Below are 23,593 nucleotides of genomic sequence, written 5' to 3'. Positions count from 1 at the left end.
CGAGGGCCGCGCGCCTCGAAGGGGCGCGAGAGACACGGGCGGCGTGCGCCATCTCACACCGGCGCCCTGGACGCCGTACGTCCGGTACGTCCGCCCCCCCCAGGGCGGGGTTACTTCACCGGCAGGTGATAGGCCACCCTGAACCGGTCCGCCAGGACCACCACGTCGGCCGTCTCGACGGCCAGGCCGGAGGCGTAGAACGTGCGCTGGACGACCAGGACGACGTGGCCGGGGACACCGCCCAGGGTGAGCAGTTCCTCCGCGAGGCCGGGGCGGGCGCCGACCTCCTCGGTGACGTTGTCCACGACGACGTCGATGGCGGCCATGCGCTCGACGACGCCCATCCCGCCGAGGGGGCCCTCCTCGGGCAGCATCACCGGCGTGCGGCCGGTGACGGCGAGCGGCTCCCAGGAAGTGGAGAGCATGACCGCGTCGCCGCCCTCGCGGAAGACGTACTTGGTGCGCATCACGCGCTCGCCGGGCTTGATGCCGAGCCGCTCGGCGACGGCGACGCCCGCCTCGGTCTGCTCGCTGCTGGACTCCCAGGTGCCGCGCGCCTCGGCGTCGGACTGCTCCTGCCGGTAGGGCGTGGCCCCGCCGGCCGGCCGGTAACCGGAGCGGGCGATGCGCCGGGGCACCGGACGCTCGCGCACATACGTCCCCGAGCCGGAGCGGCCCTCGACCAGGCCCTCGGCCATGAGCACCTTGCGGGCCTCCAGCGCGACGGTGTCCGAGACGCCGTACTCCTCGCGGATCCTGGCCTGGGAGGGCAGGCGGGTGTGGGGCGGCAGCAGGCCGTCGACGATCTTCTTGCGCAGATCCCCCGCGACACGCAGATACGCCGGCTGCTCACCGAATGTCACTGGCCGCTCTCCCATCAGGTTGTACAGACAGCAACAGCGTGGCAACCGTAGGTTGTACCAGGCAAGCGAAGGCCAGAGAATCACTCGATGTGATGACTTACGGCGGCGACGGGTTTTGCCCAGGAGTTTCCCGGGGGCCTCGCCCGTCCCCCCGCCCGTCGCCCCTCCTCGTCTCACACCTCCGTCCCACACCTTGGCCCCACACCTTCGTCTCACACCTCCGTCTCACACCTCGAAGCCGGGGTCGTCCCCGTCCGTCCCCTCCCCCGCGTCGCCCTCCTGGTACGCCGGCGGCGTGGAGGCCAGCCCCAGGGCCTTGCGCGCGGCGACCGAGGCGGCGGGGGCGATCAGGTCGTACCCCGTGTCGTAGTGCTCGTAGAAGGTGTCCGCGTCGGCGGCCTTCGCGGCCGCGGCCCACTCCTCGCGGGCCGCGTCCAGGTCCTCGGCCAGACCGGCGACCGGCCGCTCGGCGCCGGCCGGCCAGGTGTGGCCGCGCAGCCGCCGGCTCTGTTCGCCGAGCGCGCTCTCCATCCGGCCCGCCCACTCCCGGTGAGCGGGCAGGTCGTCCTCGATGTACGCGGTCGCGGGCTCGGACTCCAGCGCCTCGTCGAGGAGTCCGGCCGCCTTCAGGAAGGTGACCTGGTCGGCGTCGAGCGTCGTCTCGTCGTTGCGCAGCGAGCCGGTCAGGACGTCGCCCTCCTCCGCGCCGCCGAACAGACAGGTGACCTCCCGGTCGCCCGCCCGCCAGCTCTGCCGGGTCGGCGTGAGGTAGTAGATGTCGACGTTCGCGGGCACCGCCCAGGTGTCCATGGCGTAACCGGTGCGCAGCGCGTAGCACTTGTCGTCAGCCGTGCGCGCGACCGAGTCGTCCCCGGGGAAGGGCCCGTCGGCCAGGTCGAAGGCGGCGAACACCTCACCGTCGTGCGCACCGGCGCAGGGCACCTCGTCGATGTCGTACGTCACGCCGCCCAGGGAGCCGTCGGGGGTGTCGAAGCACTGGCCGGTGTCGAGGGCGTACGCGGTGCCCTCGCCGCTCGCCGCCTCGCGGAAACCCTGCCAGAAGGCGGACGCGCCCCCCGTGGTGAGCGCCACCGCCCACAGCACCAGCCCCACCGAGGACACCACCGCCCCGGCCACGGCGAACCCCGTACCGCGCTCGCCCCGCCGCCTGATCTGACGGAGCGCGATCAGCCCCAGCACCAGCCCGACGGCCGGCAGGAAGCACAGCAGGCCGAGCACGAGGGCGGAGATGGCGATCCCGTTGACGGGCGCCGGGCCGGGCGGCGCGTAGGGCCGGCCCCAGGCCGGGTGCGGGTGGGACGGCGGCGGTATGGACACGAGTACCGTGCTCCTGACTCGGACGGCGGCGCGCAGGCGTCCGCGGACATGCCGTACCGCTGCCTGCCGTACGGCTGGGCGCATCGTAAGCGCCCGGCGGCGGGCACGCGGAGTCGTTCCCCTGGTGAGGGCGGCGGAGCGGGCGCCTCCGGAGCGGAGGCGGGCGGCGTCACCGCGGAGTCCGCAACAGCCCTTCCACTCCTTGCAGGAAGGTCTCGCAGACCAGCTCCGGGTCGAAGAGGCAGCCGGCCGCCATGGCGCCGTCCCGGAGCATGACGAGGTGCCGGCCGGCCGCGTCGGCGGGCCGGTGGCCGTTCTGCGCCAGCAACTCCGTGACCGTGTCCAGGAACCAGGACCGGTGGGCCAGTACGGCCTGGTGGATCGGGTGGGCGGGGTCGGGGTATTCGGCCACCGCGTTGAGGAAGGCGCAGCCGCGGAACCCGGGGGACCGGATGCCTTCGGCGATCGAACGGCTGACGGCCCGGATCCGGTCCTCCGCCGTCCCGCCGCCTGCCCCCGCGGCCTCGACCTGTGCCCGGATTCCCCGGTCGGCCTGGTCGAGGTAGGCGAGGACGAGGTCCTCCTTGCCCGCGAAGTGCCGGTACAGCGTCGCCCGGGTCACCTGCGCCTCCGCGATGATCCGGTCGACGCCGACGGAGTGGATGCCCTCCGCGTAGAAGATCCTCGTCGCCGTACCGAGCAGCCGGGCCCGCGCCTCGGACGTGCTGCCGCCTTCTGTGCCCTGCCGCATGGTCGCGAGGCTATCAAACCGAAGAGGGAGAACGTTCGGTCTTGACAGGGGTGGCGGCGTCCTCTTGAGTAAGAAAAGAGACCGAACGTTCTCCCTCCCGTCGTCCATGCGGGAGGAGCCGGTCCGTCCCGCACCGCTTCCCTGCCACTGGAAGGCATCCGATGAAGACCCTCGTCGACACCACCTCCTCCACCTCCTCCGCCCCCGCCGCCCCCGCGGCCCTGCGGAAGCTGTACCTGCTGCGCTTCGCGTTCGCCGCCGTGTGGGCCGCCCTGCTGTTCGCCACCGCGGACACGCTGGGCCCGCTGAGCGTGCCGCTGCTGGTGCTCTATCCCCTGTTCGACGTGGCGTGCGCCGTCGTCGACGTCCGGTCCGCCCGCGCGGACGACGGTCCGGTCCGCGGCCTGTACGTCAACATCGCGCTCAGCGCCCTCACCGGCGTCGGCCTCGCGGTCGCCGCCACGTCCGGCATCCCGGCGGTCCTGCGCCTCTGGGGCGTCTGGGCCGTCACCGCGGGGCTCGTCCAGCTCGCCGTCGGCGCCGCCCGCCGCCGGCTGGGCGGCCAGTGGCCGATGATCGCCAGCGGCGCCATCTCCGCCCTCGCCGGCGCCTCCTTCTTCGCGCAGGCGGGCAAGGACGGCGCCGGCCTGGGCAGCCTGGCCGGTTACGCCTTCCTCGGCGGCGTCTTCTTCCTCGCCTCCGCCCTCCGGCTGAAGCGCGCCGGCACGGACGCCTGACGCGCCCCGGCCGTGCTCACCGCCTCCTGCGTCCAGGGGAGGGCCGGGCCGTGGACGGTGGCGGGGGCGGCGGCACGAGCCGGTGGGACGCCGCGTACACGGCCGCCTGGGCGCGGTCGCGCAGCCCCAGTTTCGCCAGGACCCGGGAGACGTGCGTCTTGACCGTCTCGTCGCCGATCCCGAGACGGTGCGCGATCTCCGTGTTGCTGTGCGCCCGGCCCAGGAGGAGCAGGACGTCGTACTCACGGACCGTCAGCCGTTCCAGCTCGGTGGACGAGGCGGGCGGTGCGATGCTGCCGGCGAAGCGGGAGATGAGCCGGCGGGTGACGGAGGGGTCGATCAGGGCGTCTCCCCGGGCGGCGACGCGGACGGCCGCGATCGTCTCCTCCGGCGGGGCGCTCTTCAGGAGGAAGCCGCTGGCTCCCATGTGCAGGGCCCGGTAGACGTAGCTGTCGTCGTCGTAGGTGGTGAGCACGATGATCCGCGTGGTGTTCCCCGGCCTGCCCAGGATGCGTTCGGCGGCGCGGAGTCCGTCCATCCGCGGCATGCGGACGTCCAGGACGGCGACGTCGGGTGAGAGTCTGACGGTCTCTTCGACGGCTGCCTGGCCGTCGGCCACTTCGGCGACGCAGCACAGGTCGTCCTGGGTGCCCAGGACCGCCTTGAGTCCCGAGCGGAACATGGCGTGGTCGTCGGCCAGGAGGATACGCAGGCTCATGTGCCGTCCAGGGGGAAGGTGACGGTCGTCTTCCAGTCGGCTCCGCCGGACACGGGCCCGTACTCGGCGTGTCCGTCGAACATACGGGCACGGCTGCTGATGCCGTCGAGACCCCGGTGCGGGGAGTCGGCCGGGGGACGTCCCGGCGCGGCTTTCGGGTTGACCGCCGTGACCGTGAGAGAGGAGGAACCGTAGCTCAGGACCACGTCCACGCGGCCGTCGCCGTGGCGCAGCGCGTTGGTCAGCATCTCCTGCACCACCCGGTAGACGGCGATGTCCAGGGAGTCCTCCAGCTCGCGCGGGTCGCCCTCGACCGTCACGCTCGTGCGCAGGCCGGCGGCGGACACGGTGTGGACCAGTTCGTCGAGGTCGTCCAGACCGGGCTGCCGGGCGCCCTCCGCGGCGCCGGCGTGGAGGAAGTCCAGCATGCGGCGCAGGTCCAGGAGGGCCGCACGGCTGGAGGTCTCCACCGCCACCAGCGCCGTCGACACGGGGGACGCTTCCTTGGCGGCACCGAGCCCCAGGCGGGCGGCTCCGGCATGGACGCCGATGGCGCTCACATGGTGGGCGATGACGTCGTGCAGGTCGCGGGCGATGGCGCTGCGCTCCCCCGCGACGGCGTCCGCGAGGGCCTGCTGGGCCCGTTCCCGCTCCCGTTCGGCCCGCTGCCGCAGTTCGGCGATGTGGGCGCCCCGGGCGGCGGTGTAGCGGCCGACGAGCCAGGCGAGCAGGGCCTCCTTCACCGCGTGCAGCAGCAGGGAACGCCAGTCGGCGGGATCGGTTCCGCCGAGGACGCCGGCCCCGACGGACCCCGCGACCAGGTACAGCAGCGCCAGCACGGCGGGGCGGCCGCGCAGCCAGGCACCGGACCGGTAGGCCGCCACGAGCAGACCGGCGTCGTTCACGTCCGGCAGCGGGCCGCCGGCGGGCAGGATCAGGGCACCGGCCACCGCCAGGACCGCCTGGGCCAGGGCGACGGCGCCCGAGAGCCGGGCCGGGCTCGCCAGTGCCGCGTCCGCCAGGACGATCCCGGCCAGCAGCCACCAGAACGACATGCCGGGATACGCGTACGCACCCTCGTAGAAGAAGGTGAGCACGTCCGCGAGCACGCAGAAGCCCGCCACCATGAGGGACTGCCGGGTCAAGGGCCCGCTCACGTCCCACGTCCGCACGGACACGCCCCTCCTGCCACGAAGTTGATCGGTACGCCCCCTGCGCCCGCGCGGGAGACCCTGTGCGTCGCCCCCGAACGAGGGTCGCGCCGACGCGGGCGCGGCGCCGCCCCGCACCCGGCCGCTCGCCCCCGACGTGCCCATATAGTGCACGACTTCCGCGCCGCGGGACTCCTGCGCCCGAGGGAGGAGTGGTCCCCCGCGCGGGGGACCTGAGGTGCCCCGGCCGCGTGACGACACCGCGCGGGCGCGGTTCCTACGGTCTGTCGCGTGACCGACTCACCCTCCCCCTCCGCCCGCGGCGGGCCCGGCGGCCGATGCTCGCCGCTCCTCGCCCGCGCCGCCCGCACGGTATGGGCCGTCCTCTGCGCGCTGGGCCTGTCCGTCGCGGTGCCGGCCTCCGCGCGGGCCGACTCCTCGGCCGGCGGCGACCTCCACGTCGCGCAGACACTCGGCGACCGCGACCTGACCTTTGTCCTGCGACGCGTCACCGGACTGCCCGGCCCCCTGCACGTGGACGTCATCACCCACAGGGGCACCCCCGCCGGGACCCTGCGCCTCGGCACCGTCCCCACGGGCGTCTCGACGGACCCGGAGGCCGGCGCGTCGACGGGCACCGTCACCAGCGGTGCCCGGGTCCGGCTGGGTGGCGCCCCCGGTTCCTACGGGGCCGCCCTGCACATCGACCGGGCCGGCCCCTGGGAACTCGTGATCGACGACGGCTCCCGTACGGCGCGCGTCCCCTTCGTGGTCCCGGGCCAGGTCACCTCCCCGCCGGAGCGGGTCGTGTTCGGCGGCTTCGTCGCCGCCGGCGGGCTCATCCTGGTGGCCCTGTTCGTCGCCGTCCGGGCCCGGCGCGGGAGCTGGGTGCTGGTGCCGGCCGGAGGCGTCGTGGCGGCGCTCGCGACGGCCGTCACCGCCGCGCTGCTCTCCGCCTCGCTGCCCGCGCCGCCCGAACCGGGCCGGGACGTGGACGCCACCTCGGACAACGTCGCCGATCCCTACGCGGTCGTCCGGCCCGCGACGAACGACCACTCCCGGCCGCCCGCCGCCCTCACCCTGGACCCGTACCCGGCCGGGGCGGCGGAAGCGGGCACGCTCCGGCTGAGCGTGACCGACGGCTCCACCGGCCTGCCCGCGGACGACCTCGTCGTCCATGACGGCGCCCTGATGCACCTGATCGTGATCGGGCCGACCGGCGAACTGTGGCACCTGCATCCCGTCCGCACCGCGCCCGGCGCCTACGAGGTCCGGCTACGGCTGCCCGTGGCCGGCCACTACGCGGTGTCCGCGGAGTTCGCCCGCCGCGGCGGCGGAGTCCAGCAGATCCGCTCGGCGACCGGGCTGACCGTCACCGGCCACGCCCCGCGCGGTCACGCCCCGGCCCTGCCCGCCGCGCTCACCGCGCGGGGGCCGGGAACACGGCGGGTCGACGGCGTACCGGTCCGCCTGACGGCCTCCTCCCCCGTGGCGGGGGCGGCGAGCACCCTGACCGCGCAGGTCGGCGACACCCCGACGCTCCAGCCCTGGCTCGGCATGATCGGCCACATGATCGTGGTCGGCCCGCTCGACGAAACGGACGCGTCCAGCCCGACCCGGCTGGGACGAGCGGCCCAGGACGCACCGCTCTGGGCCCACGCCCACTCCATGGGCGGCGCGATGGACCCGCCCGGGCACGACACGGCCGGCGGCCACTCGGCGCACGGCACGGCGAACCATGACCCGGGCGGCGGGTCGGGTCACGGCGCGCCGGAGGCCGGCGCCGCGGGGGGCGGGGACGAGGCCGCGTCGGGCTCGATGAGCGGGCTGATGCCCCTCAACGGCGACAGCCCCGCGGACGAGACCGTCGCCGCGTACGGGCCGGATGTCTCCTTCGTCTACACCTTCCCCACCGCCGGGTACTACCGCGTGTGGATCCAGGCGGAGCGTGACAACGCCGTCCTCACCGTCCCCTACCTCCTGCATGTGTCACCGGCGGCGGGAGGAGCGGCGTGAGCGACGCCCGTCCTCCCCTCGACCGGTTCCTGTACGCGGGGGCCGCCGCGCTCCTGGCGGTGTGCCTCGCCCTGGCGACGGTGGCGTTCGCGCCGTCCTGGACGGACGACACCGTGTCCCTGACCGGGGGCGGCGCCACCGACGAGGTGACCCTGACCGTGGCCCGGCCCCGCGTCGGCGCGACGGACGTCGGCATCCGTGTGACCCCGCGCCCGGGGCGACGGGACGCACGCCCGGCCACGGTCACGCTGCAGGCCGTCCTGCCCACCACCGGACACGCGACGCCGGCGGCGACCCCGCGCCCGCGGGGCCGGGGCGCCTACTCCACGGCCGTCCACCTGATGATGCCGGGCCGCTGGGTCTTCCACGTCAGCGTCGACCACGGCACCCGGACCGACCGGTTCGACTTCCCCCTGGTGATCACCGGCTGACCGACCCACCCCACCGTGCCGCCCCGCTGCCCGGCACGACCACGAGAAAGGCATGTACATGAACACAGCCCTGCCCCTCACCGGGACCGGCGCGTCCCGGCCGACGCAGTCGTCACCCGTCGTCAGGATCTCCCAGAACAGGCGCACCGGCCCCACCGCCGCCGCCCTGGTCCTCGCCGGGACCCTGACGTCCCTGCTCGGCATCAGCTGGGACGTCCAGTGGCACGTCGACGTCGGCCCGGACACGTTCTTCACGCTCTCCCACCTGATGCTGTACTCCGGCAGCGCCATCGCCGGCATCACCAGCCTGGCCATGGTCCTGATCGCCACCGCCGCCCAGCGCGCCGGCCGGCCCGTCGACCCCGCCACCGGCAAGCTCGTACGGGTCCTCGGCGGCACCTTCCGCGCTCCGCTGGGCCATCTCATCTCCGGTATCGGAGCCGCCCTCTTCCTGCTCTTCGGCCTCCTGGACCTGTGGTGGCACTCCCTGTACGGCTTCGACGCCGTACTGGACTCGCCGCCCCACATCGGGCTGTTCCTGTCGATCTCCTTCTCCATGGTGGGAAGCGTCATCGTCTTCGCCGCCGCCCGCGACACCCGGTGGGGCAGGGCGGGCCTGGTCCTCAGCGTCCCCGTGCTCATCGTCTTCAGCCCCATCACGGCGAACGCCTTCAGCGCCCTGCCCCTGCCCGTCGAACCCGACGTCATCGGCAACATCTTCTTCGCCACGCTGCTGCTGATCACGGGGGCGTTCACCCTCGGCCGACGGGGCTCCGCGCTGACCATCGCGGCGGCCCTCGGCACCCTGCAGGCCGTCCTGTGGTGGTTCTCCCCGTGGGCGGCCCGCGTCTACGCGGACGCGAGCGGTCTGCCGCTGCGCGACAACCTCGGCGACAACCCGCCCGAACTGCCCGCGGAGATCCCGCTGTTCATGCTCCTGGGCGCGGCAGCCGTCACCGCGCTGCTGTGGCTGAGCCGGAAGCGGGGCTGGTCGGGCCGCGTCGCGCCGCAGATCATGGGGGCCGGCGGCGGACTCGTGGTCGGCGTGTCACTGCCCTTCCAGGACGCCCTGCTCGGAGTCTCGACCCCGACCGCGTCCGACCTGCTGGTGATGGCGGCCTGCGGCCTGACGGCGGGTGCCCTCGCCGGCTTCCTCGCCGCACGACTCGCGGTCCTGCTGCGCGAGCACTCCACCGAACCCGTCGCGAAGGGCCGATGACCCCCATGCGCATGTCCCGTTCCAGCCGCACCGCCACCGCCTTCCGGTGGGCCCGCCACCACGCGCGCCGGCTGACCCTCGCCCTGACCGCCGCCCTCGCCCTGGCCCTGGTGTCGACCGCGCCGGCCGCGGCGTACGCCCCGGTCGGCATCGTGCACACCGAACAGGTGAAGGCCGGGCCCTACACCGTCACCGTCGGCTTCTCCGAGTGGCCCCTGCGCGCCATGCAGTCACTCGACTTCACCTTCGCGCCCGACGGCGGCATCACCCACAAGGCCGGCACGCTCACCATGGACGGCCCCGGCATCGATGACGAGGACCGGACGTCCGAACTGGCCAGACACCCCCGCAAGCTGGACGTCTGGGGGCTGGACGTCCAGGCGCTGCCGGAAGCGGGGACGGTGGACCTCACCTTCGACATCGACGGCCACGCCGGCCACGGCCGCGGAACCCTGCACGACGTCGGCGTGCTCGACCAGCCGGGCCCGCCGTTGGCCGTCAGCTGGACCGTATGCGCACTCCCGCCCATCGGGATGCTGGCGTACCTCGCCATGGGCTGGCGCCGCAACCGGCCCGCCGACCAGGTGGGATCACTGATCGGCTGAGCCCACCCGACGGCCGGCGCGGCGGAGGCGACACCGCTCCTCCGGCCCGCGTCAGCCGTCCCCTCAGGTCAGCGGCCGGACCCTCGCATCCGCCGGGGGCCCGGCCGCTGACCTGGTCCGGCACCGTCGCGGTTCACCCCGTGCCCCGGAACGGCGACGAGACGGGCCGCGAACCGGCCGCCGTCACCGAGGAGGGTCGGACTGCCGACGTGCGCTGCGCCGCTGCTCAGACGGTGAAGCGGAATGTCTGCGGGTCGATCCTGACCTGCGGTGGAGCCTCGTCCAGGGCTTCGACCTGGGAATTTCCGGTTGGCACGCGGTGGCTCACGACGGCCGTTCACGGGTGTCCCGCCACTGGCGGGGGCCAGGTGGCGAATGCCCTGGCACACCGACGGGTCCTGCAAGGAGAGTGCGCAGGTGAGCAACTCCTACCCCTGCCCGTGCTGCGGGCACCGCGTGCTGGAGGCGATGCCCGGCTCGTACGAGCTCTGCCCGTGTGCCTCTGGGAGGACGACGGGGTCCGGTTCCGCTGGCCGACCATGCCCGGCGGCGCGAACAAGGTCTCCCTGATCGAGGCCCAGCGCAACTACCAGGACCTCAGCTCCTGCGACCGGCACGGCCTTCGGTACGTCCGCCCACTGGCCGAGGACGAGCCGCTCGACCCGGCCTGACGCCCCATCGGACCGAGGCGCGATTCCTTCGAGGACTGGGAAGCCGAGGACCGGGCCCCTGGCTGGATGACCGCTCGGCGCTCTGCTGGTGGCCTGCCCACCTTCTGGCGCCGGGACTCTCCGCGTCATGACCTCCCACATCGAGACACTCGTCCGGCAGCGCGACGGCAAGGCCGACGAGTCCTACGACGCCCACGCGGAGCTGATCTCGATCGGCGCCGACGCCATACCCGCCGTCATCAACGGCCTGCCTTCCAGCACGGGAAAAAACCAAGGGCCCGACTCCGAAGAGCCGAGCCCTCTCTGACCTGCATCTTTGCCAGATCAGCGACGTGGTGATATGTCAGCCGCTACACGTTGAACCGGAACTCCACCACATCCCCGTCCCGCATCACATAGTCCTTCCCCTCCATGCGCGCCTTCCCCTTCGCCCGCGCCTCCGCGACCGACCCCGTCTCCACCAGGTCGTCGAAGGAGATGACCTCCGCCTTGATGAAGCCCTTCTGGAAGTCGGTGTGGATGACGCCGGCGGCCTCGGGGGCGGTAGCGCCCTTCTTGATGGTCCAGGCGCGGGATTCCTTGGGGCCGGCCGTCAGGTAGGTCTGGAGGCCGAGGGTGTCGAAGCCGACGTGGGCGAGGGTGGCGAGGCCGGGTTCCTCCTGGCCGACGGACTGGAGGAGTTCCAGGGCCTCGTCCTCGTCCAGCTCGGCGAGGTCCGCCTCCAGCTTGGCGTTGAGGAAGATCGCCTCGGCGGGGGCGACCAGGGCGCGCTGGTCGTTCTTGAAGTCCTCGTCGGTCAGCTCGTCCTCGTCGACGTTGAAGACGTAGAGGAAGGGCTTGGTGGTGAGGAGGTGCAGGTCGTGGAGGAGCTCGGCGCGTTCGGTGTTCTGGACGATGCCGTGGGCGAAGAGGGTGTCGCCCTTCTCCAGGATCTCCTTGGCCTCCTCGACGGCCTTGACCTTGGGAGCGATGTCCTTCTTGATGCGCGACTCCTTCTGGAGGCGCGGCAGGACCTTCTCGATGGTCTGGAGGTCGGCGAGGATCAGCTCGGTGTTGATCGTCTCGATGTCGTCCTTGGGCGAGACCTTGCCGTCGACGTGGACGACGTTCTCGTCCTTGAAGGCGCGGATGACCTGGCAGATCGCGTCGGACTCGCGGATGTTCGCGAGGAACTTGTTGCCCAGGCCCTCGCCCTCGCTGGCGCCCCGCACGATGCCCGCGATGTCGACGAAGTCGACGGTGGCCGGGAGGACCTTCTCCGAGGAGAAGATCTCGGCCAGCTTCGTCAGGCGGGGGTCGGGGACGCCCACGACGCCGACGTTGGGCTCGATCGTGGCGAACGGGTAGTTGGCCGCCAGCACGTCGTTCTTGGTCAGGGCGTTGAACAGGGTCGACTTGCCGACATTCGGCAGACCGACGATTCCGATCGTGAGCGACACGTTGCGACTTCCCGTACGTGAGGAGGATGCGGTGGGAGCGGGGCGGCCCGGGCGGGGCCGATCCACCAGTCTACGGGGTGTGGGGTACGGATCAGGCGGGCAGTCGAACGCATGGCCAGGCCCGGCTCTCGGCGTGTCCGACAGCCGATTCCGCACATAAACCGACCTAAGTTGGACCAGTGGAGCAACACAGGACGCGACCTGCGCACAACGGACCGCGAGACAGCCGGCCGCCGCTGCCCGGGCAGGGCCGGGGAGAGCGGGGCCTGCCGGCGGCACGCGGGGCCGCCGGAGGACCGGTGGGCGACCGCGGCGGGCCGGCGGACGGCCGTGGCAGGCCGGCGGACGACCGCGGCGGGCCGGCGGGCGGCCGTGTCGTCCGGGACGTACGGGGCGCCGGGGACGTACGGGGCGTACCGGCGCGGGGTTCCGCGCGGGTGCCGGGGCCGGGGGGCCGGCGGCCCTCCGGGACCGCCGCGCGCGGACCCGCGCCGGTACGGTCGCCCTGGCCGGCCGCGCCGCGGGCCGCCCGTCTGCTGCCCGACCCCAGGCTGACCGGGCTGGGCGGCGGTCTGTTCTGCGCGGCGGTGATGCTCGTGTTCGGGTTCTTCGACCTGGTGCTGTTCGGGGCGTCGCGGACGGTGTACGGCGTGCTGTTCCTGCCGGTCTGCGTGCTGACCGCCTGCTGGGTGCGCCAGGTCGATCTGCTGACCGCGCCGATCGTGGTGCCGATCGCCTTCGCCGTGGGGCTGACCACCGTGGCGGACGGCGGTGACGGCTTCACCGGCGCGCTGACCGGGTTCGTGACCGCGCTGGCCACGGAGGCCGGGTGGCTGTACGGCGGGACGCTGATCGCCGGATCGATCGTGCTCGTGCGCCGGATCCGGCTGGTGCGGCGCCGGGTCGCCGCCCGGGGCGGCCGGGTACCGGCCGCGGGCTGAGCCACCGCAGAGCCACCGGAGCCCACGGAGCCCACCACTGAACCACCCCTGACGGCCCCGCCCCGCCCCGTCGTCCGGCCGTCCTCGACGGCCTCCCCGCGGCCCCCGGCCCCGCGCCGCTCAGCCCGCGGCCGGCCGCCCCTCCGCCGCCCGCATCGCCGCGCCGACGATCCCCGCGTTGTTCTGCAACTCGGCCGGGACGATCTCCGCGCGGATGCCGTCGAGGTACGGCAGGAACTTGTGCGCCTTGCGGCTGACCCCGCCGCCGATGATGAACAGCTCGGGCGAGAACAGCATCTCGACGTGCGCCAGGTACGTCCGCACCCGGTGCCCCCAGTGCTCCCAGGACATGTCGTGGTCCTCCTTGACCTTGCTGGAGGCCCGCTTCTCGGCCTCGTGGCCGTCCAGCTCCAGGTGGCCCAGTTCGGTGTTGGGGACGAGGACGCCGTCGGTGAAGACGGCGCTGCCGATGCCGGTGCCGAAGGTGAGCAGGACGACCGTGCCCGTGCGGCCGCGTCCGGCGCCGAAGTGCATCTCGGCGACGCCCGCCGCGTCCGCGTCGTTGACGACGGTCACCGGCAGGCCGCCCAGGCGGTCGCTGAACAACGCGCGCGCGTCCCGGTCGACCCAGCTCTTGTCGACGTTGGCCGCCGTACGGACGGTGGCGCCCCCGGTGACCACGCCCGGGAAGGTCAGCCCGACCGGGCCGGTCCAGCCGAAGTGCTCGACGACTTCCCGTACCCCGTCGGCCACCCCGTCCGGCGTCGCCGGGTGCGGGGTGAGCACCTTGCAGCGTTCCTGGGCCAGGTCGCCCCTGTCGAGGTCCACAGGGGCGCCCTTGATGCCCGAGCCGCCGATGTCCACGCCGAAGATCTGCATGGCACCACGTTACGGCCTGCGACGGACAGTCACTCCTCCGAGGTACCCGAACCGCCGCGCTCCGCGACCAGCGCCGCCGCCTCCTCGCGCAGGTCCCGGCGCAGCTCCTTGGGGAGGGAGAAGGTGATGGACTCCTCGGCCGCCTTGACGATCTCCACGTCCGCGTAGCCGCGCGCGGAGAGGTACTCCAGGACCTGCTCGACCAGGATCTCCGGGACGGAGGCGCCGGAGGTGACGCCGACCGTGGTCACGCCCTCCAGCCAGGTCTCGTCGATCTCGTCGGCGAAGTCGACCAGGTACGCGTCGCGGGCGCCGGCCTGCTTGGCGACCTCGACCAGCCGCTTGGAGTTGGAGGAGTTGCGGGAGCCGACGACGATGACGAGGTCGGCCTCGGCGCCCATCTGCTTCACCGCGAGCTGGCGGTTCTGCGTGGCGTAGCAGATGTCGTCGCTGGGCGGGGAGATGAGCTGGGGGAACTTCTCCTTCAGCGCGTCGACGGTCTCCATGGTCTCGTCGACGGAGAGCGTGGTCTGGGAGAGCCAGACCACCTTGGACTCGTCCCGGACCTCGACCTTGGCGACGTCGCCGGGGCCGTCGACGAGCTGGATGTGCTCGGGGGCCTCGCCGGAGGTGCCGATGACCTCCTCGTGGCCCTCGTGGCCGATCAGGAGGATGTCGTAGTCGTCGTTGGCGAAGCGGACCGCTTCCTTGTGGACCTTGGTGACCAGGGGGCAGGTCGCGTCGATGGTGGCGAGCCGGCCGCGCTCGGCCTCCTCGTGGACGACGGGGGCCACGCCGTGCGCGGAGAACATGACGATGTTGCCCGGCGGAACCTCCTCCGTGCGCTCGACGAAGACGGCGCCCTTCTTCTCCAGGGTCTGCACGACGTACTTGTTGTGGACGATCTCGTGCCGGACGTAGACGGGAGCGCCGTACTGTTCCAGCGCTTTCTCGACGGCGATCACGGCGCGGTCCACACCCGCGCAGTAGCCACGGGGGGCGGCGAGCAGGACACGGCGGCCAGGCGAAGCAGTCATGCGGTCCATCGTACGGGCGCGTTCGGCGGGTCGGAGATCGCGTGGGGGGCGCATCGGCGGGGAGACTGGCGGGACGGTGTACGAGTACGGGCGGAGGCGCGATGTCCGAGACCGGCACGACGGCCCCGGGGACCGGGGAACGGCGGGAGCTGCGGCGCACCCTGGGCTTCCGCGACCTGGTGGTCTACGGGCTGCTGTTCATCGCGCCGATGGCGCCCGTCGGCGTCTTCGGCACGCTGGACGCCAAGTCGCACGGCGCGGTGGCGCTGGTGTACGTCGTCGCCACGGTGGCGATGGCGTTCACCGCGTTCAGCTACGCCCAGATGGTGCGGGTGGTGCCGCAGGCGGGGTCGGTGTTCGCGTACGCGCGGGCGGGGCTCGGCGAGGGGGCCGGGTTCGTGGCCGGCTGGATGGCGATGCTGGACTACGTCCTCATCCCGGCGGTGGCCTACCTGTTCTCCGGCATCGCGATGAACGAGCTGGTCCCGGAGGTGTCGCGGTGGGTGTGGACGGCGCTGGCCGTCCTCGTCACCACGCTGCTGAACCTGTGGGGGGTGCGGGCGGCGGCCCGGGTGGGGTTCGCGGTGCTGGTGATGGAGATCGTGGTGCTGCTGGTGTTCGTGGCGGCGGCGGTCGTGGTGCTGGTACGGGACGGGGCGGAGCGGGGCTGGCTGTCGCCGCTGTCGGGGGACGGGACGCAGGGGGCGTTCGCGCTGTCGGCGGTGGTCGGGGCGGTGTCGGTGGCGGTGCTGTCGTACCTGGGCTTCGACGCGATCGCGACGTTCGCGGAGGAGGTGACCGGCGGGTCGGCGAAGGTGGCGCGGGCGCTGCTGTTCTGCCTGGCGCTGGCCGGGGTGCTGTTCGTGGCGCAGACGTATCTGGCGGGGCTGCTGGCGCCGATGTCGTCGGCGGAGCTGGCGGCCGGGCCGGGCGGGCAGGGGTCGGCGTTCTACGACACGGTCGACGCGTCGGTGGGCACGTGGCTGCACGATCTGGTGGCGGTGAGCAAGGCGGTCGGCGCGGCGTTCGCGGCGCTGGCCGGGCAGGCGGCGGCCGGGCGGCTGCTGTTCGCGATGGGCCGGGACCGACGGCTGCCGGGGGTGCTGTCCCGTACGTACTCCGGTGTGCCGCGGGTGGCGCTGCTGGTGGCGGCGGTGATCACGCTGGTCGCGGCGGTGTGGGCGGCCCGGCGGGACGACGGCCTCGACCATCTGACGACGGTGGTGAACCTGGGCGCGCTGTCCGCGTTCACGTTGCTGCACGCGAGCGTGGTGGGCTGGTTCGCGGTGCGCCGCCGGGGCGGCCCGGTGAGCTGGTGGCGGCATGTGCTGGTGCCGGTGGCCGGGGCCGCGATCACGGTGGCGGTGATCGTGGAGGCGTCGGGGACGGCGCAGGTGGTGGGGGCGGTCTGGCTGGTGATCGGGCTGGTGGTGCTGGTGGCGCAGCGGGGGCGGCCGTCGCCGTGAGGGGTGGCGGTGGTCGGCGGGTGCGCGTAGTACGCGGTTGATCGCGCGGGTCCCCGCACCCCTTGAGGAGGTCGCTCGTCCCCGGCGTTGTCAGTGGAGCCCGTTACCCTCGCGGCATGGCTGTGAACACGAGTCCGGAGTCCCCGTTGCCCGTGGGTGAGGTGTCGCGGCTCATCGGGAGCTGGATCGACCGGCTCGGCGCGATCTGGGTCGAGGGGCAGATCACCCAGTTGTCGCGGCGGCCGGGCGCGGGGGTGGTGTTCCTGACCCTGCGCGACCCCTCGCACGACATCTCGGTGAGCGTCACCTGCTACCGGCAGGTCTTCGACGCGGTCGCCGACGTGATCGGCGAGGGCGCCCGGGTGGTGGTCCGCGCCAAACCCGAGTGGTACGCGCCGCGCGGGCAGCTGTCGCTGCGGGCCGCCGAGATCAAGCCGGTGGGGGTGGGCGAGCTGCTGGCGCGGCTCGAACAGCTCAAGAAGACGCTGGCGCGCGAGGGGCTGTTCGCGCCGGAGCGCAAGAGGCCGCTGCCGTTCCTGCCGCACCTCGTCGGCCTGGTGTGCGGGCGCGCCTCGGCCGCCGAACGGGACGTGCTGGAGAACGCCCGGCACCGCTGGCCCGCCGTCCGCTTCGAGGTGCGCAACGTCGCCGTGCAGGGCGTGCACGCGGTGCCGCAGGTCGTCCAGGCCGTGAAGGAGCTGGACGCGAGGGACGACGTGGACGTGATCGTCGTGGCGCGCGGCGGCGGCAGCGTGGAGGATCTGCTGCCGTTCTCCGACGAGCAGCTGGTGCGGGCGGTCGCCCAGTGCCGTACGCCGGTCGTCTCGGCGATCGGGCACGAGCCGGACAGCCCCCTGCTGGACCTGGTCGCCGACCTGCGCGCGTCCACGCCGACCGACGCCGCGAAGAAGGTGGTGCCGGACGTCGGGGAGGAGTACGAGCGGGTACGGCTGCTGCGGGACCGGGCGCGGCGCTGTGTGGCGGCCTTCGTCGACCGGGAGGAGCGGGGGCTGGCCCACGCGCTCACCCGGCCGTCGGTACAGGACCCGCACCGCATGATCGACGAGCGCGCGGAGCAGGTGACGGCCCTGCTGGAGCGGGGCCGCCGTACGCTGCGGCACCAGTTGGACCGGGCCGACTCGGAGCTGACGCACACGCACGCGCGCGTGGTGGCCCTCTCCCCCGCCGCGACCCTGAAGCGCGGGTACGCCGTGCTCCAGCGGGCCGACGGCCACGCCGTCCGCGACCCGGGCGAGGTGGAGCCGGGCGAGACGCTGCGGGCCCGCGTCTCCGAGGGCGATTTCTCCGTACGAGTCGATGCGTAAGGTGGGTGGATGACCAGCGAGGTGGAGCAGCCGACGGCCGTGTCCGAGGCGCTCGGGTACGAGCAGGCGCGGGACGAGCTGATCGAGGTCGTACGGCGGCTGGAGGCGGGCGGTACGACGCTGGAGGAGTCCCTCGCCCTGTGGGAGCGGGGCGAGGAGCTGGCGAAGGTCTGCCGTCGCCGACTGGACGGCGCCCGGGCCCGCCTCGACGCGGCACTGGCCGAGGAGGCCGGGGCGGAGGAGGACGAGGGCCGGTAGGGCCTGTCTGACAGGCCCTGGCGGGGCCTACTTCCCGGTGTCCTCGGCCAGCGTGTGCGCGACGAGCGCGTTGGCGTGGCCGTGGCCCAGGCCGTGGTCGGTCTTGAGCCAGGTGACGAGTTCCATGTGCCGGGTGAGCGGGGAGGAGCGGATCAGCTCCTTCCACTCCGCGACCGGGCGGCCGTACTTCTTCTCGATCGACGGGAAGTAGGAGGCGGGGCCCTTCGTGCTGCTGGTCGTCATGTCGGTGCGCTCCTCTACGCGGATGATGGCGTCGCACCCTTCATGACCGCGGGCGGCGGACCGAGTGATCGCCCGCCGCCTGTGATCCGCGTCACTGCACCGTGAGGGAGGTGAAGCGGGGCCACTGCTCGTCCGTCCCGCTGTTGCGCACGCCGAGCACGAAGCCTCCCGCGCCCTCGGCGGCTCGCCGCCCGTCGGCCCGGACCGTCACGCAGGGCTCGCCGTCGACACTCACCCGCACCCGCTCGGGCGAGACCGAGACGGTGACCTCGTGCCGGTCGGCGGGGTCGAGCCGGCAGGAGCGCCTCTCGCCCGTGCCGCCGGGCCCGCGCGTGGTGAGGCTCGCGGTGTTGCGGCCGACGGAGACGGCCACCGGGTGTTCGCTGCCGGACCGTACGGTGATGCCGACGCCGTTCGTGGTGCCGTGCAGTCCGTCGGCGGTGGCCCGCACGCGGTAGGTGGTCCAGTCGGCGGTGGCGACGGGACGATAGGCGGCCGAGACGTGGTCCGTGCCGCGCGGGTGGGGGCCCTCGCCGGTGAGCGCGCCCGGACCGGCCCGCTCGGCGTCACCCGCCACCTCCCAGTGTTCCGGGTGGGCCAACGGCCGGTCGGCGTCGGACGGTGCCACCGGGGCCCGGCGGGCGAGTTCGCGCAGCAGGGCCGCCGGTGTGGTGTCCCGGGTGACCTCCAGGCGCTGCACCAGGCCGGCGGCGGCCGCTCGCGGACCGGCGGGCAGCGGCCGCCGCGCGTTGTTGGTGAGGGCGGCCGTGAAGCGCTCCCGCAGCAGCGACCGCAGCATGCCGGCGCCGCGCGGCCCGAGGTTGGAGTCGTCCAGCCGCTCCGAGAAGGGGTAGGCGAACAGCCGCGGCTCGGGCAGGCCGTGCGCGGTCAGGTCACGGACCGAACGGTCGAGGTCGGCCGCGACACGGCGCAGGTACTCGTCCCGCGTCTCGACGCGCCCCTCCTCCGCCAGCCAGATCCGGTTGGTGAACGCCGACCGCTCGTGTCCGGCGGCGTCCACGGCGGCACGGTCGTGGCTGAGGTGGGTGTGGGCCTGGAAGTCCCAGCGCCCGGACTCCGCCATCCGTTCGACCTCGTGCCATGAGAGGTAGTACGGCCGGTGGGTGTCCACCTGTCCGGTGATCAGGTAGGCGGCCGCTTTCATCCGGTGCCTGGCCAGGATCGGGTCGGCGTGCACCCACAGTCCGTGTGTGCCGTCGTCGAAGGTGAGGTAGACGCTGCGGGGCCCGGGTGAGCGGCCGGTCCGCAGGAAGTCGGTGAACTCCCGCGTGGACAGGGTGCGGTACCCGGCGGCGTCGAGGGCGCGCAGCTGTGCGTCGAACCGCTCCGGGGCGACGGTGTACCGGCTGCGCCCGGCCGGGCCGATGTCGTGGTACGCGAGGACGGCCGGCGCCCCGCCGGCCGGCACGGCCGCGCCGCTCCCCATGGCTCCACCGCGTGCGTCCGCCCCGGGCGCGGGCGCCTGCTGCGCCACCGTGCGCCGGAAGGTGTCGTACTGCCACGCGACGGTGAAGGGCAGGGCGAGCACGGCCAGCGCGAGCACTCCGAGGGCGGCGCGCAGCAGCGGCCGTCGCGCCCCCTGGTCCGGTGGGGAACCATGGTGTCTCACAGCGGGCGTCCTCGGGTGATGACGAACAGGTAGACCAGCCCGATCGCGGCGAGCGTGGCAGCGACGGCGAGCGCGCGGCCCAGCCCGTGCAGCAGGCTCACGGCTCTCCTCGGACGTCTCATGCGGCACTCCTCGACCAGACGTCGCGGCGCAGGGTGAGCAGGGCGTACGGCAACAGCCAGGCCAGTACGCAGCAGGACAGCAGGCTCATCAGGGGCCGGCACCGCCAGGCCCGGTCCCCGGGGTGGTCGAGCCGGTAGGCGATGCCCCACACACAGCCCTTGAGGACCACCCCGCCCAGGTAGAGCAGGGTCAGCACACCGGCCAGCCGGAGCGGGGCCCACACCAGGTGCCGCAGGACCAGGGCCGGCGCGGCGATCACCCACAGGGCGTGTCCGTAGTACAGCGCGGCGGCGGCCGGGCCCCGGCGCCACATGAAGCGGCCGGTGAAGAAGAGGTTCCTGATGAAGCTCTTCTTCCAGCGGATCTGCTGGCGCAGGAAGGACGAGGGTCTCGACGGCACCCGCGTCCACACCCGGGCGGCGCGGGTGTAGCCGACCTCCCAGCGCCGCTCGGGGTAGTCGTGCCCGGTCACGAACGGGGAGTCGGCGTGCCGGTCCTTGAGCGCCCGGCCGTGCCATGCCTGGCCGAGGACGTAGCCGGTGAGCTGGCGGTCGGTGGCGAAGCGGAAGGGGGCGCCGAGGAAGCGGTCCTCGGCCCAGGCGGGCAGGTAGTTCCAGATCGCCTCGCGGCGGAACGCGGCGAGCGGACCGGAGACGCAGGTCACCGAGCCGAAGGCGGCCTCGGCGGCCTTGGTGATCCGGAACTGGCCCTCGTACCAGACGTCCTGGACGCGGGCCAGCAGTCCGGCGTCGGTGTTCAGCGCCCGGCAGTGGCCGCTGACCGCGCCGAGTTCCGGGTGGCGCACCAGGGCATCGACACAGCGCCGAACCGCGTCCGGTGCGACGACGCAGTCGGAGTCCGTGAACAGCAGGACGTCCCCGTCGGCGAGGGAGCAGGCGCGGACCAGGGCGCCCTTCTTGCCGAGGTTCTCGTCCAGCCGGACGAGGGTGAGCGGCAGTTCGGCGGCGAGCCGGCCGAGGACGTCCGCCGTGCCGTCGTCGGAGGCGTCGTCGACCACGACGAGCTGGAGGTCCGGGTAGTCGACGGCGGCCATGGAGCGCACGCAGGCCTCGATGTGGTCGCGTTCGTTGCGCACGGCCAGCAGGAAGCTCACCCGGGGCCGCGCGGGCAGGGCCGGGAACGCCGCCGCGTGCCGCGGGCGCCTGCGCAGGGGGCGCAGGGCGGGGTCGTCGTAGCGGCTGTAGGCGACGTGGAGGAGGCAGACGGTGCCGGCCAGGACGAGGAGGCCGTAGAGGGCGAGCGGGTCGAAGACGTGGGGCAGGCGGACGGCGCGCAGGGCCAGGAGCAGCAGGAGGGGCAGCAGCGCCAGGAGGGTGAGCAGGCGTACGACGCCGCGGCGGACGCCCGGGTCCAGGGCGTCCAGGCGGGCGCCGAGCCGGTGGCGGACACCGGTGCGGGCCACGGGGGCGGCCGGGCCCGGGACGGGGGTGCCGGACCCGGCGGGGGTGGCCGGTGCGCGGCCGGGACGGGGCGCGGTCATGCCGTGACCTCGGCCTCGGCGGTGGCGCCGGCCGGGGTGCCGGTCGCCAGGGCTCCGCGCTGCCGGGGGTCCAGGACGGGCGGGGCGTCGCCGGTGCGCAGCCAGGTCAGGTCGTGCACGGGGTGGACGGTGTGCAGGACGACCAGGTCCCAGGGGCGGGTGTGCGGGTCGGGCACGTGGTGCAGGGTGCCCGCGCCGACGCCGACCGAGGGCACCAGGGGGTCGCAGTAGGCGACGTCGGCGCCGGCCGCGGTGAGCCGGTCGATGATCTCCAGCGCGGGGCTCTCCCGGACGTCGGCCACGCCCTCCTTGTAGGCGACGCCGACCAGCAGCACCCGTGCGCCCGGTACGGGGACGCCGGTCCGTGCCAGCAGTTCCAGGGCGCGTTCGGTGATCCGCGCGGGCCGGCCGGTGTTGGCGGCGAGCGCGGTCGCCACCACGGGGGCCTGCTGGCGGATCTTGTCCAGCTGCCACAGCAGGTAGTGGGGGTCGCAGGGGATGCAGTGGCCGCCCACGCCGGGCCCCGGGTAGAAGGGCTGGAAGCCGTACGGCTTGGTCGCCGCCGCCTCGATGACCGGGACCGGCGCGAGGCCCAGCGCGTGGCAGGCGTCCGCCAGTTCGTTGGCGAGCGCGATGTTGACGGCGCGGTACGTGTTCTCCCACAGCTTCGCCATCTCGGCGGTCTCGGGATCGGCGACGGTGCGGACGGCGGAGGCGGTCGGTGCGAGCAGGGCGGCGGCCGCCCGGGTGCTGCGCGGTCCCGCGCCGCCGACCAGGCGCGGGGTGCGTTCGGGGGTGTGGCGCTCGTTGCCGGGGTCGATCCGCTCGGGGGCGAAGGCCACGTACACGTCCTCGTCGACGACGAGTCCGCGGGCCCGCAGGGGTTCGACGAGGAGGTCCCTCGTGGTGCCGACGTAGCTGGTGGAGGTGAGCACGATCAGCTGTCCGGGCACGGCGTGCTCCACCGCACAGGCGCAGGCGGCGGACAGCGCCGTGAGGTCGGGTTCGCGGCGGGCGTCGACGGGGGTCGGCACGCAGATGACCACGGCGTCCGCGGCGCCCACGGCCGAGGGCTCCGTGGTGAGGCGGAAGCCGTCGCCCGCGACGGCGCAGGCGAGCTGGGCGTGGTGCAGGGGGAGCAGGTCCACCGCTCCCCGGGCGATCGCGTGCAGCCGGGCGGGACTGGTGTCGACGCCGATGACCGTCGCGCCCGCGTCCGAGAGGGCGAGGGCGGTGGGCAGTCCCACGTAGCCGAGGCCGACAACCGCGACGGTGTGTCCGGATACATCACCATTCGACATAGGTTTCACATCGTCATATAGACGCACCCCCTCGACGCGGCCCCCGGCCGACACGCCTGACCGCCCGACTCGCCACAGCCCCTTCACCCCGGCAGCGGTGTGAAGCGGATCACCACGCTCCAACTTTTGTTGAACATTGAACTTCTTTGGCGTAGTGTCGTCCCCGTCAACGGCACCCCGCCGACCAGGCGGAGCCGACGCACACCCCCGAGGAAGGCACGCATGTCTCTCGTTCTTGACCCCGCCGCCCAGGACCTGCTGTTCCGCGAGGCCCGCACCGCGAACACCTTCACCGACGAGCCGGTGACCGAGGAGCAGGTACAGGCGATCTACGACCTGGTCAAGTTCGGTCCGACCGCCTTCAACCAGTCCCCGCTGCGGGTCACCCTGGTCCGCTCCCCCGAGGCCCGCGAGCGCCTGGTACGGCACATGTCCGAGGGCAACGCCGCCAAGACCGCGTCCGCCCCGCTGGTCGCCATCCTGTCCGCGGACAACGAGTTCCACGAGGAACTGCCGGCACTCTTCCCGCACTTCCCGCAGGCCAAGGACGCCTTCTTCTCCGAGCGCGCCGCCCGCGAGAACGCCGCCGCGCTGAACGCCGCCCTCCAGGCCGGGTACTTCATCGTCGGCGTCCGCGCCGCCGGCCTGGCCGCCGGCCCGATGACCGGCTTCGACTTCGAGGGCGTCCGCAAGGAGTTCCTTGACGACGACCACACCCCGCTGATGATCGTCAACATCGGCAAGCCGGGCCCCGACGCCTGGTACCCGCGCTCCCCGCGGCTGGCGTACGACGAGGTCGTCACCACCGTCTGAGCAACCGTCCGAGCAGGAACGGGCGTGGCCCCGGGAACCCGATCGGGTTCCCCGGGGCCAGCCCCGGCCCGCAAAACAATGAGCCCCCGACCCACAAGGCCCACAAACCAACCAGACACCGACGGCGCAACTGAAAG

General features: G+C 73.4%; 24 protein-coding genes and 1 pseudogene. 12 read left to right on the top strand and 13 right to left on the bottom strand.

Translation table 11 applies throughout. From position 1 onward, the window contains the following. Window positions 1-110: 110 nt before the first annotated feature. The 3 genes from ACZ3IG_RS11675 to ACZ3IG_RS11665 all read right to left on the bottom strand — a co-directional run bounded on the left by ACZ3IG_RS11675 (window position 111) and on the right by ACZ3IG_RS11665 (window position 2,952). A complete protein-coding gene (locus tag ACZ3IG_RS11675) occupies window positions 111-863 on the bottom strand; it encodes a GntR family transcriptional regulator (RefSeq protein WP_467431145.1) in 753 nt (250 codons plus the stop codon). A 225-nt stretch (window positions 864-1,088) separates the two neighbouring features. Further along, a complete protein-coding gene (locus tag ACZ3IG_RS11670) occupies window positions 1,089-2,201 on the bottom strand; it encodes a DUF4190 domain-containing protein (RefSeq protein WP_467431144.1) in 1,113 nt (370 codons plus the stop codon). A 169-nt stretch (window positions 2,202-2,370) separates the two neighbouring features. Further along, the gene (locus tag ACZ3IG_RS11665; RefSeq protein WP_467431143.1) at window positions 2,371-2,952 is read right to left on the bottom strand and encodes a TetR/AcrR family transcriptional regulator; all 582 of its coding nucleotides are present in this window, start codon (window positions 2,950-2,952) and stop codon (window positions 2,371-2,373) included. 161 nt (window positions 2,953-3,113) lie between these two features. On the opposite strand from ACZ3IG_RS11665, the gene ACZ3IG_RS11660 reads away from it, so the two are divergent. Further along, complete coding sequence (locus ACZ3IG_RS11660) at window positions 3,114-3,689, top strand: hypothetical protein (RefSeq protein ID WP_467431141.1); 576 nt, start codon at window positions 3,114-3,116, stop codon at window positions 3,687-3,689. Between the two features lie 16 nt (window positions 3,690-3,705). Here ACZ3IG_RS11660 and ACZ3IG_RS11655 read toward each other — a convergent pair whose 3' ends face one another. Together ACZ3IG_RS11655 and ACZ3IG_RS11650 are read right to left on the bottom strand one after the other, a co-directional pair. Beyond that, window positions 3,706-4,407: a response regulator gene (locus ACZ3IG_RS11655; protein WP_467431140.1), complete on the bottom strand. Its 702-nt coding sequence runs from the start codon at window positions 4,405-4,407 to the stop codon at window positions 3,706-3,708. Continuing rightward, on the bottom strand, window positions 4,404-5,564 hold the full coding sequence (locus ACZ3IG_RS11650) for a sensor histidine kinase (protein ID WP_467431139.1): 1,161 nt from the start codon (window positions 5,562-5,564) through the stop codon (window positions 4,404-4,406). The genes ACZ3IG_RS11655 and ACZ3IG_RS11650 overlap by 4 nt, the downstream gene beginning before the upstream one ends. A 285-nt stretch (window positions 5,565-5,849) precedes the next feature. On the opposite strand from ACZ3IG_RS11650, the gene ACZ3IG_RS11645 reads away from it, so the two are divergent. From ACZ3IG_RS11645 to ACZ3IG_RS11620, 6 genes and pseudogenes are all read left to right on the top strand, one after another. Then, window positions 5,850-7,574 (top strand): hypothetical protein, encoded by a 1,725-nt coding sequence (locus ACZ3IG_RS11645; protein WP_467431136.1) that lies wholly within the window; start codon window positions 5,850-5,852, stop codon window positions 7,572-7,574. Further along, window positions 7,571-8,005, top strand: coding sequence for a hypothetical protein (locus ACZ3IG_RS11640; RefSeq protein WP_467431135.1), 435 nt, complete (start codon window positions 7,571-7,573; stop codon window positions 8,003-8,005). The genes ACZ3IG_RS11645 and ACZ3IG_RS11640 overlap by 4 nt, the downstream gene beginning before the upstream one ends. A 58-nt stretch (window positions 8,006-8,063) precedes the next feature. After that, complete coding sequence (locus ACZ3IG_RS11635) at window positions 8,064-9,224, top strand: hypothetical protein (RefSeq protein ID WP_467431134.1); 1,161 nt, start codon at window positions 8,064-8,066, stop codon at window positions 9,222-9,224. An 11-nt stretch (window positions 9,225-9,235) separates the two neighbouring features. After that, entirely contained in the window at window positions 9,236-9,829 is a 594-nt protein-coding gene (locus ACZ3IG_RS11630) for a hypothetical protein (protein ID WP_467431131.1), read from the top strand. A gap of 375 nt (window positions 9,830-10,204) precedes the next feature. After that, window positions 10,205-10,500, top strand: a pseudogene (locus ACZ3IG_RS11625) (CPCC family cysteine-rich protein). 127 nt (window positions 10,501-10,627) lie between these two features. Further along, window positions 10,628-10,807 carry a hypothetical protein gene (locus ACZ3IG_RS11620; RefSeq protein ID WP_467431130.1) on the top strand — a complete coding sequence of 60 codons (180 nt, stop codon included), beginning with the start codon at window positions 10,628-10,630 and terminating at the stop codon, window positions 10,805-10,807. Window positions 10,808-10,850: 43 nt separating this feature from the next. On the opposite strand, the gene ychF is transcribed toward ACZ3IG_RS11620, so the two are convergent. Further along, window positions 10,851-11,939: a redox-regulated ATPase YchF gene (gene ychF / locus ACZ3IG_RS11615; protein ID WP_467431128.1), complete on the bottom strand. Its 1,089-nt coding sequence runs from the start codon at window positions 11,937-11,939 to the stop codon at window positions 10,851-10,853. 299 nt (window positions 11,940-12,238) lie between these two features. On the opposite strand from ychF, the gene ACZ3IG_RS11610 reads away from it, so the two are divergent. Next, window positions 12,239-12,880, top strand: a complete 642-nt coding sequence (locus ACZ3IG_RS11610) for a DUF6542 domain-containing protein (protein WP_467431125.1) — start codon at window positions 12,239-12,241, stop codon at window positions 12,878-12,880. Between the two features lie 120 nt (window positions 12,881-13,000). On the opposite strand, the gene ppgK is transcribed toward ACZ3IG_RS11610, so the two are convergent. Beyond that, the gene (gene ppgK / locus ACZ3IG_RS11605; RefSeq protein WP_403532661.1) at window positions 13,001-13,759 is read right to left on the bottom strand and encodes a polyphosphate--glucose phosphotransferase; all 759 of its coding nucleotides are present in this window, start codon (window positions 13,757-13,759) and stop codon (window positions 13,001-13,003) included. Window positions 13,760-13,788: 29 nt separating this feature from the next. After that, on the bottom strand, window positions 13,789-14,805 hold the full coding sequence (locus tag ACZ3IG_RS11600) for a 4-hydroxy-3-methylbut-2-enyl diphosphate reductase (protein ID WP_467431124.1): 1,017 nt from the start codon (window positions 14,803-14,805) through the stop codon (window positions 13,789-13,791). A gap of 92 nt (window positions 14,806-14,897) precedes the next feature. Between ACZ3IG_RS11600 and ACZ3IG_RS11595 the strand changes: the two genes are divergently transcribed. The 3 genes from ACZ3IG_RS11595 to ACZ3IG_RS11585 all read left to right on the top strand — a co-directional run bounded on the left by ACZ3IG_RS11595 (window position 14,898) and on the right by ACZ3IG_RS11585 (window position 17,845). Continuing rightward, window positions 14,898-16,262, top strand: a complete 1,365-nt coding sequence (locus ACZ3IG_RS11595; RefSeq protein ID WP_467431121.1) for an APC family permease — start codon at window positions 14,898-14,900, stop codon at window positions 16,260-16,262. 116 nt (window positions 16,263-16,378) lie between these two features. Then, window positions 16,379-17,587, top strand: a complete 1,209-nt coding sequence (xseA, locus tag ACZ3IG_RS11590) for an exodeoxyribonuclease VII large subunit (protein WP_467431120.1) — start codon at window positions 16,379-16,381, stop codon at window positions 17,585-17,587. A 9-nt stretch (window positions 17,588-17,596) separates the two neighbouring features. Next, a complete protein-coding gene (locus ACZ3IG_RS11585) occupies window positions 17,597-17,845 on the top strand; it encodes an exodeoxyribonuclease VII small subunit (RefSeq protein WP_467431119.1) in 249 nt (82 codons plus the stop codon). A gap of 27 nt (window positions 17,846-17,872) precedes the next feature. Here ACZ3IG_RS11585 and ACZ3IG_RS11580 read toward each other — a convergent pair whose 3' ends face one another. The 5 genes from ACZ3IG_RS11580 to ACZ3IG_RS11560 form a co-directional block, all read right to left on the bottom strand. Further along, window positions 17,873-18,088, bottom strand: coding sequence for a DUF4287 domain-containing protein (locus ACZ3IG_RS11580; protein WP_467431116.1), 216 nt, complete (start codon window positions 18,086-18,088; stop codon window positions 17,873-17,875). A 91-nt stretch (window positions 18,089-18,179) separates the two neighbouring features. Beyond that, on the bottom strand, window positions 18,180-19,718 hold the full coding sequence (locus tag ACZ3IG_RS11575; RefSeq protein ID WP_467431115.1) for a polysaccharide deacetylase family protein: 1,539 nt from the start codon (window positions 19,716-19,718) through the stop codon (window positions 18,180-18,182). After that, complete coding sequence (locus tag ACZ3IG_RS11570; RefSeq protein ID WP_467431113.1) at window positions 19,715-19,840, bottom strand: hypothetical protein; 126 nt, start codon at window positions 19,838-19,840, stop codon at window positions 19,715-19,717. The genes ACZ3IG_RS11575 and ACZ3IG_RS11570 overlap by 4 nt, the downstream gene beginning before the upstream one ends. After that, a complete protein-coding gene (locus ACZ3IG_RS11565; RefSeq protein WP_467431112.1) occupies window positions 19,837-21,342 on the bottom strand; it encodes a glycosyltransferase family 2 protein in 1,506 nt (501 codons plus the stop codon). Before ACZ3IG_RS11565 ends, ACZ3IG_RS11570 begins: the two co-directional genes overlap by 4 nt. Next, entirely contained in the window at window positions 21,339-22,643 is a 1,305-nt protein-coding gene (locus tag ACZ3IG_RS11560; protein WP_467431110.1) for a nucleotide sugar dehydrogenase, read from the bottom strand. Before ACZ3IG_RS11560 ends, ACZ3IG_RS11565 begins: the two co-directional genes overlap by 4 nt. Window positions 22,644-22,865: 222 nt before the next feature. Between ACZ3IG_RS11560 and ACZ3IG_RS11555 the strand changes: the two genes are divergently transcribed. Continuing rightward, window positions 22,866-23,456, top strand: a complete 591-nt coding sequence (locus ACZ3IG_RS11555; protein WP_467431107.1) for a malonic semialdehyde reductase — start codon at window positions 22,866-22,868, stop codon at window positions 23,454-23,456. The last annotated feature ends 137 nt before the right edge of the window (window positions 23,457-23,593 follow it).

Source organism: Streptomyces sp. NPDC016677 (assembly GCF_055562815.1).
The sequence above is the reverse complement of the archived record's forward strand: the minus strand, read 5'-3'. Positions and strand labels throughout refer to the sequence as shown.

Excerpts from the sequence above, each read along its gene's own strand:
- ACZ3IG_RS11665 (WP_467431143.1), bottom strand. The coding sequence starts at position 2,952 with ATGCGGCAGGGCACAGAAGGCGGCAGCACGTCCGAGGCGCGGGCCCGG.
- ACZ3IG_RS11660 (WP_467431141.1), top strand. The coding sequence starts at position 3,114 with ATGAAGACCCTCGTCGACACCACCTCCTCCACCTCCTCCGCCCCCGCC.
- ACZ3IG_RS11655 (WP_467431140.1), bottom strand. The coding sequence starts at position 4,407 with ATGAGCCTGCGTATCCTCCTGGCCGACGACCACGCCATGTTCCGCTCG.
- ACZ3IG_RS11635 (WP_467431134.1), top strand. The coding sequence starts at position 8,064 with ATGAACACAGCCCTGCCCCTCACCGGGACCGGCGCGTCCCGGCCGACG.
- ACZ3IG_RS11630 (WP_467431131.1), top strand. The coding sequence starts at position 9,236 with ATGTCCCGTTCCAGCCGCACCGCCACCGCCTTCCGGTGGGCCCGCCAC.
- ACZ3IG_RS11620 (WP_467431130.1), top strand. The coding sequence starts at position 10,628 with ATGACCTCCCACATCGAGACACTCGTCCGGCAGCGCGACGGCAAGGCC.
- ppgK (WP_403532661.1), bottom strand. The coding sequence starts at position 13,759 with ATGCAGATCTTCGGCGTGGACATCGGCGGCTCGGGCATCAAGGGCGCC.
- ACZ3IG_RS11600 (WP_467431124.1), bottom strand. The coding sequence starts at position 14,805 with ATGGACCGCATGACTGCTTCGCCTGGCCGCCGTGTCCTGCTCGCCGCC.
- ACZ3IG_RS11595 (WP_467431121.1), top strand. The coding sequence starts at position 14,898 with ATGTCCGAGACCGGCACGACGGCCCCGGGGACCGGGGAACGGCGGGAG.
- xseA (WP_467431120.1), top strand. The coding sequence starts at position 16,379 with ATGGCTGTGAACACGAGTCCGGAGTCCCCGTTGCCCGTGGGTGAGGTG.
- ACZ3IG_RS11585 (WP_467431119.1), top strand. The coding sequence starts at position 17,597 with ATGACCAGCGAGGTGGAGCAGCCGACGGCCGTGTCCGAGGCGCTCGGG.
- ACZ3IG_RS11580 (WP_467431116.1), bottom strand. The coding sequence starts at position 18,088 with ATGACGACCAGCAGCACGAAGGGCCCCGCCTCCTACTTCCCGTCGATC.
- ACZ3IG_RS11570 (WP_467431113.1), bottom strand. The coding sequence starts at position 19,840 with ATGAGACGTCCGAGGAGAGCCGTGAGCCTGCTGCACGGGCTGGGCCGC.
- ACZ3IG_RS11565 (WP_467431112.1), bottom strand. The coding sequence starts at position 21,342 with ATGACCGCGCCCCGTCCCGGCCGCGCACCGGCCACCCCCGCCGGGTCC.
- ACZ3IG_RS11560 (WP_467431110.1), bottom strand. The coding sequence starts at position 22,643 with ATGTCGAATGGTGATGTATCCGGACACACCGTCGCGGTTGTCGGCCTC.
- ACZ3IG_RS11555 (WP_467431107.1), top strand. The coding sequence starts at position 22,866 with ATGTCTCTCGTTCTTGACCCCGCCGCCCAGGACCTGCTGTTCCGCGAG.